4 protein-coding genes are annotated in these 6,520 nt (G+C 69.2%); all 4 read right to left on the minus strand.

The annotated features are described in order from the left end of the window. Positions 1 to 100: 100 nt before the first annotated feature. Complete coding sequence (glgB, locus tag ACIA8X_RS46760) at positions 101 to 2,764, minus strand: 1,4-alpha-glucan branching enzyme (RefSeq protein ID WP_399460790.1); 2,664 nt, start codon at positions 2,762 to 2,764, stop codon at positions 101 to 103. Next, the gene (locus ACIA8X_RS46765) at positions 2,761 to 4,227 is read right to left on the minus strand and encodes a maltokinase (protein ID WP_399460791.1); all 1,467 of its coding nucleotides are present in this window, start codon (positions 4,225 to 4,227) and stop codon (positions 2,761 to 2,763) included. Before ACIA8X_RS46765 ends, glgB begins: the two co-directional genes overlap by 4 nt. Positions 4,228 to 4,312: 85 nt before the next feature. Continuing rightward, on the minus strand, positions 4,313 to 6,013 hold the full coding sequence (gene treS / locus ACIA8X_RS46770) for a maltose alpha-D-glucosyltransferase (RefSeq protein WP_393462129.1): 1,701 nt from the start codon (positions 6,011 to 6,013) through the stop codon (positions 4,313 to 4,315). Next, on the minus strand, positions 6,010 to 6,520 hold a 511-nt coding region (locus ACIA8X_RS46775; protein WP_399460792.1), incomplete at its 5' end, for a DUF3459 domain-containing protein. The genes treS and ACIA8X_RS46775, both read right to left, overlap by 4 nt.

A 6,520-nucleotide genomic window follows, 5' to 3' on the forward strand; every position in this document is an offset into this window, starting at 1 on the left:
CGGACGGGCTGGACTACTCAGCCCTCCGGCGTTTGAGGAGCGGGGTCTGGGGCGGAGCCCCAGAAGGATGGGACGGGTAGGGGCGGCGGGGGCGAGGAAACTAAGCGGGGCGGAGCCAGACCGTTGCCAGTGGTGGCAGGGTCAGTTGGATGCTGGCCGTGCGGCCGTGCCAGGGCTGGGGTTCCGGCTTCAGCGGGTCGGGGTTGGTGACGTCGCCGCCGCCGTACCTCGCCGCGTCGGTGTTCACCGCCTCGTACCACGCCGGCACGTCGTCCGGGACGCCGAGACGGTAGTCGTGCCGGACGACCGGCGACAGATTGGACACCGCCAGCAGCGGAGCCCCCTCGGCGTCATAGCGCAGGAACGCGAAGACGTTGTCGTCGGCGGCGTCACCCACGATCCACTGGAAGCCGGCCGGATCGGTGTCCCGCTGCCAGAGGGCCGGCGTGTGCCGGTAGACCGTGTTCAGGTCGCGGACCAGGTCCCGCACTCCCCGGTGATCGGGCTCCGCCCCGTACGCCGGGTCCAGCAGCCACCAGTCCGGACCATGCGCCTCGGACCACTCCGCGCCCTGCGCGAACTCCTGCCCCATGAAGAGCAGTTGCTTGCCCGGGTGGGCCCACATGTAGCCCAGGTACGCGCGATGGTTGGCGCGCTGCTGCCACCAGTCGCCGGGCATCTTCGACACCAGCGAACGCTTGCCGTGCACGACCTCGTCGTGGGAGATCGGCAGGACGTAGTTCTCGCTGTACGCGTACACCATCGAGAACGTCATCTCGTTGTGGTGGTGCTTGCGGTGCACCGGCTCCTTCGCCATGTACTCCAGCGAGTCGTGCATCCACCCCATGTTCCACTTCAGCCCGAAGCCGAGACCCCCGAAGCCGCCCGGCCCCGCCACATGCGTCGGACGCGTCACGCCGTCCCAGGCCGTGGACTCCTCCGCGATCGTCACGACCCCCGGCACCCGCCGGTAGACCGTCGCGTTCATCTCCTGCAGGAACGCCACCGCGTCCAGGTTCTCCCGCCCGCCGTGCTCGTTCGGCACCCACTGGCCCGGCTCACGCGAGTAGTCCAGGTAGAGCATGGACGCCACCGCGTCCACCCTCAGCCCGTCGATGTGGAACTCCTCGCACCAGTAAAGGGCGTTGGCGACGAGGAAGTTGCGCACCTCGCGGCGGCCGAAGTCGAACTCCAGGGTGCCCCAGTCCGGGTGCGCGGACTTGAGCGGATCCTCGTGCTCGTACAGCGGGCGCCCGTCGAACTCGGCCAGCGCCCAGTCGTCGCGCGGGAAGTGCGCCGGCACCCAGTCCATCAGGACGCCGATGCCGGCCTGGTGGAGGGAGTCCACCAGGAACTTGAAGTCGTCGGGCGTGCCGAGGCGGGCCGTGGGTGCGTAGAAACCGGTGACCTGGTAGCCCCAGGAGCCGCCGAAGGGGTGCTCGGCGACCGGCATCAGCTCGACGTGCGTGAAGCCCAGGTCCTTGACGTACGCGGGGAGCTGCTCGGCGAGTTGACGGTACGTCAGCCCCGGCCGCCAGGAGGCCAGGTGGACCTCGTAGACGGAGAACGGTGCCTCGTGCGTCGGGACCTCACCGCGCCGCGCCAGCCACTCCGCGTCGCCCCACTCGTGCTGCGAGGCGTGCACGATCGACGACGTGTTGGGCGGCGTCTCCGTCCGGCGGGCCATGGGGTCGGCCCGCAGCGTCTTCGAACCGTCCGGCCGCGTGATCTCGAACTTGTACAGCTCGCCCTCGCCGATGCCGGGCACGAACATCTCCCAGACGCCGGTGCCGCCGAGCGAGCGCATCGGATAGCCCGTGCCGTCCCAGAAGTTGAAGGTGCCGGCCAGGGACACGCCCCGCGCGTTCGGCGCCCACACCGTGAAGCGGGTGCCGGTCACGCCCTGGTGCGTCATCGGCTCGGCGCCGAGCGCCCGCCACAGCTCCTCGTGCCGGCCCTCGCCGATCAGATGCAGGTCGAGTTCGCCCAGCGCGGGCAGGAAACGGTACGCGTCCTCGGTCTCCTGCACCGTCCCCTCGTACGCCACGAGGAACTGGTAGCCCTCCGGCACGTCCCGCAGCGGCACCAGCCCCGAGAAGAACCCGTCCCCGTCGTCGTGCAGTTCGGCCCGCATGGTGCCCACGATGGCCGTCACCGACAGGGCGTACGGCTTGAAGGCCCGGAAGGCGACACCGCCGGGCACGGGGTGCGCGCCGAGGACGGAGTGCGGGTCGTGATGGGTGCCGGTGAGGAGTCGGTCGCGGTCGGCCGCGTCGAGCGCGGGGGAGACGGCGACCTCCACGGGCTCAGCCGGCTTCGGCTTCGGGATCGCCTTCTGAGCGGGGATCTTCTTCTGCGCCGCCTTCTGCGCGGGGATCTTCTTCCCGGCGGCCTTCTTCCCGGCGGTGCTCTTGGCCGCCGTGCTCTTGGCCTCTGTGCTGCTCTTGGCCGCGGTGCTCTTCGCCGCAGTGGTCTTGGCGGTGGTCTTGGCGGTGGTCTTGGCCGTGGTCTTCTTCGCCGTGGCCTTCTTCGTGACGGCCTTCTTGGCGGCTGCCTTCTTGGCCGTGGCTTTCTTCGCGGGGGCCTTCTCGGCCTTCTTCGTGGCGGACTTGGCCGGTGCCTTCTTCGCCGTCCCCTTCTTCACGGCCTCCGCGGCCTCCGCGGCCTTGGTCGTCGCCCTTTTGGCGACGCTCGACTTCTCGACCGACTGCTCGGCCTTGTTCTCGGCTTCAGAACCGCTGGAGGGAGTGGTGCGGGGGGTCACGGGCGGGGCCTCCTGGGCGATGGTGGGGATGAGGGGGTGGCGGGGGGCGGGGTGGCGGAGTCCGCGGCGAGGCGGCGTATCGCGGACATCGGCACCGGGAGCCAGTCGGGGCGGTGGCGGGCCTCGTAGACGACCTCGTAGATCGCCTTGTCGGTCTCGTACGCGCGCAGCAGCACCGGATCGGTCCGCGGATCGGCGGCGCCGACCTGCGCGTAGCCGGAGCAGTACGCGGCCCGGCAGGTCTCCGCCCAGCCCGGCACCGGGAGGTCGACCGAGTGGGCGGCGTAGTCGAAGGAACGCAGCATGCCCGCGACGTCCCGTACCGGCGGCTGGGGCATCCGCCGTTCGGCCAGCGGCTTCGACGGCTCGCCCTCGAAGTCGATGAGCCACCACTGTCCGGAGGGCGAGCGCAGACACTGCCCGAGGTGCAGGTCGCCGTGGATGCGCTGGGCGGTCCAGGTGCACCCCTCGGCGGCCAGGGCGGCCAGCGCCTCGAAGGCCGCGCGCAGGCCGGGCGCGTACGGCCGCAGCGCGGGCACCGCCTGCGCGGCCGCCTCCAGCCGCTCGACCATGCCGTCGACCAGCTGCTGCACCTGCGTATGCCCCAGGGTCACGGTCGGCAGCGTACGGGCCAGCGCCGTGTGCACCTCGGCTGTGGCGCGCCCGAGCGCCCGTGCCGCGGCGGCGAAGTCCTCCCCCTTGGCCAGCTCGCGCAACGCCAGCTCCCAGCCGTCCGCCGCGCCCTGCACGAAGGGCTGGAGCACACCGAGGACGTACGACTCACTGGCTGTTGCCTGTTGGGGCACCAGCTCGGCCCCGATCCACGCCGTCGGCGCCGGTACCCGGTCGCAGCCCTCGCGGGCCAGTGCCAGCGGGAGCTCCAGGTCGGGGTTGACGCCGGGCACGACCCGGCGCAGCAGTTTCAGGATGAACGTATCGCCGTAGACGACCGAGGAGTTGGACTGCTCGGAGGTGACCAGGCGTGGCACCAGGCCGGAGCGGATCTCCTGGCTGCCGTCGCGTTCGAAGCGCAGCGCGCCGATCCGGGCCCCGGCGCGCAGCGCCTCCAGGAGCAGTTCGGCGGGGCGGGTGTCGTACAGGGCGTCGTACACCGTGCGTCCGGCGAGCGGGCCCTCGGTCACGTGTCCGATCAGGGCGGGCGCCAGCCGGGGCGGCAGGGCCTCGCGTTCGCCTATGAGGAGCTGGTAGCAGTCCGCGGGCTGCTCCGGGGCGCCCGGTACGGGGGTGAGGGGCTGATGGGTGCGCACCAGCAGGTGGTACAGGCCCAGCTTGCCGCCGGGCGGCAGCAGCTCGGTGGCCGCCACCAGCGAGAAGCCGGTCACCGGACGCCCCTTGCCCGCGAACCAGCGCTGTCGCGGCAGCCACTTCCGCAACAGGGGGTCCAGCGACGCGAGGAGACCGGGAGAGGTCGTGAGGGTGGTACGGGTGACGGCTTCCGACATGGCGTCGCGTCCTTTCCCCGGGTGGTGCGGGGTGTTACTTCTGCGTGCCCCGGGCGGGGCGGTGGAAACCGCCCCGCCCGGGCTCTCAGGCGGCGTCCTTGCGCAGCCGGAACCAGTAGAAGCCGTGCCCGCCGAGGGTCAGCAAGTACGGCAGCTCACCGATGGCCGGGAATCGCACCCCGCCGAACAGCTCCACCGGATGCCGCCCGCTGAACCTGCGCAGATCCAACTCCGTCGGCTGTGCGAACCGGGAGAAGTTGTTCACGCACAGGACGAGATCGTCCTCGTATTCACGCAGGAAGGCGATCACGGCCGGATTCGACGACGGGAGTTCCGTGTAGGTGCCGAGTCCGAAGGCGGGGTTCTGCTTGCGGATCTCGATCATGCGACGGGTCCAGTGCAGGAGAGAGGACGGCGAGGCCATCGACGCCTCGACATTTGTCACCTGGTAGCCGTAGACCGGGTCCATGATCGTGGGCAGGAAAAGCCGTCCGGGGTCGCTCGACGAGAATCCCGCGTTGCGGTCCGGGGTCCACTGCATCGGCGTGCGTACGGCGTCGCGGTCGCCGAGCCAGATGTTGTCGCCCATGCCGATCTCGTCGCCGTAGTAGAGGATCGGCGAGCCGGGGAGCGACAGCAGCAGGGCGGTGAACAGCTCGATCTGGTTGCGGTCGTTGTCGAGGAGCGGGGCCAGCCTGCGCCGGATGCCGATGTTGGCGCGCATCCGCGGGTCCTTGGCGTACTCCGCGTACATGTAGTCGCGCTCTTCGTCGGTGACCATTTCGAGGGTCAGCTCGTCGTGGTTCCGCAGGAAGATGCCCCACTGACAGCCCGAGGGAATGGCCGGGGTCTTGGCGAGGATTTCCGAGACCGGGTAGCGGGATTCCCTCCGGACGGCCATGAAGATCCGTGGCATCACCGGGAAGTGGAAGGCCATGTGGCACTCGTCGCCGCCGCTTCGGTAGTCGCCGAAGTAGTCGACCACGTCCTCGGGCCATTGGTTGGCTTCCGCCAGCAGCACCGTGTCCGGGTATTGGGCGTCGACTTCCTTGCGTACCCGCCGGAGGAATTCATGGGTCGCGGGAAGGTTCTCGCAGTTCGTGCCCTCCTCCGCATAAAGGTAGGGCACGGCGTCGAGCCGGAAGCCGTCGATTCCCAGGTCCAGCCAGAACTTCAGCGCCGAGAGGATCTCCTCCTGCACGGCCGGGTTCTCGTAGTTGAGATCCGGCTGGTGGGAGAAGAAGCGGTGGAAGAAGTACTGCTTGCGGACCGGGTCGAAGGTCCAGTTGGAGGCCTCGGTGTCGACGAAGATGATGCGGGCGTCGGCGTACTGCTTGTCGTCGTCGGCCCATACGTAGTAGTCGCCGTACGGGCCGTCGGGGTCCTTCCTCGACTCCTGGAACCACGGGTGCTGGTCGCTGGTGTGGTTCATGACGAAGTCGATGATGACGCGCATTCCGCGCTGGTGGGCGGAGTCCACGAAATCGACGAAGTCGGCGAGGTCACCGAACTCGGGCAGCACCGACGTGTAGTCGGCGACGTCGTAACCGCCGTCCCTCAGCGGCGATTTGAAGAATGGCGGCAGCCACAGGCAGTCGACGCCGAGCCATTGCAGGTAGTCGAGTTTGGCCGTCAGGCCTTTGAGGTCGCCGACGCCGTCCCCGTTGCTGTCCTGGAAGGAGCGCACCAGGACCTCGTAGAAGACGGCGCGCTTGAACCAATCCGGGTCACGATCCTTGGCAGGAGTGTCCTCGAAGGTGTCCTGAACGGGCTCGTTGACGATCATGTTGTGGGTGACCCTCCGATCTGCGGGGTGGACGGTCGCAGAACACGAAAGATGTGCGCGGGCGCGCGGCCCGGCTCAAGGCGCACATAGTTGGCCCTGCCCCAGTGATAGGTCTCGCCGGTGAGCTCGTCGCGCACCGGCACCGACTCGTGCCAGTCCAGGCCGAGTTGCGGCATGTCCAACGAGACCGTTGCCTCCTGGGTGTGGTGGGGGTCGAGGTTCGCGACCACCAGAACCGTGTTCGATCCCTGCCGTTTCGAGTAGGCGATCACCGCGTCCTGGTCCGCGTGATGGAAGTGCAGATCGCGCAGCTGCCTGAGCGCGGGGTTCGCGCGCCGGATCGCGTTGAGTGTGGCGAGGAGGGGGGTGATGGTGCGGCCTTCGCGTTCGGCGGTTTCCCAGTCGCGGGGGCGGAGTTGGTATTTCTCCGAGTGGAGGTATTCCTCGCTGCCTTTGCGCAGGGGGGTGTTCTCGCAGAGTTCGTAGCCGCTGTAGATGCCCCAGGTG

Origin of the sequence: Streptomyces sp. NPDC051738 (genome assembly GCF_044453205.1) — a bacterium.
GTDB lineage: Bacteria > Actinomycetota > Actinomycetes > Streptomycetales > Streptomycetaceae > Streptomyces.

What these genes read in the sequence shown, in the direction of transcription:
- ACIA8X_RS46765 (WP_399460791.1), bottom strand. Translation starts at nt 4,227, where the DNA reads ATGTCGGAAGCCGTCACCCGTACCACCCTCACGACCTCTCCCGGTCTC.
- treS (WP_393462129.1), bottom strand. Translation starts at nt 6,013, where the DNA reads ATGATCGTCAACGAGCCCGTTCAGGACACCTTCGAGGACACTCCTGCC.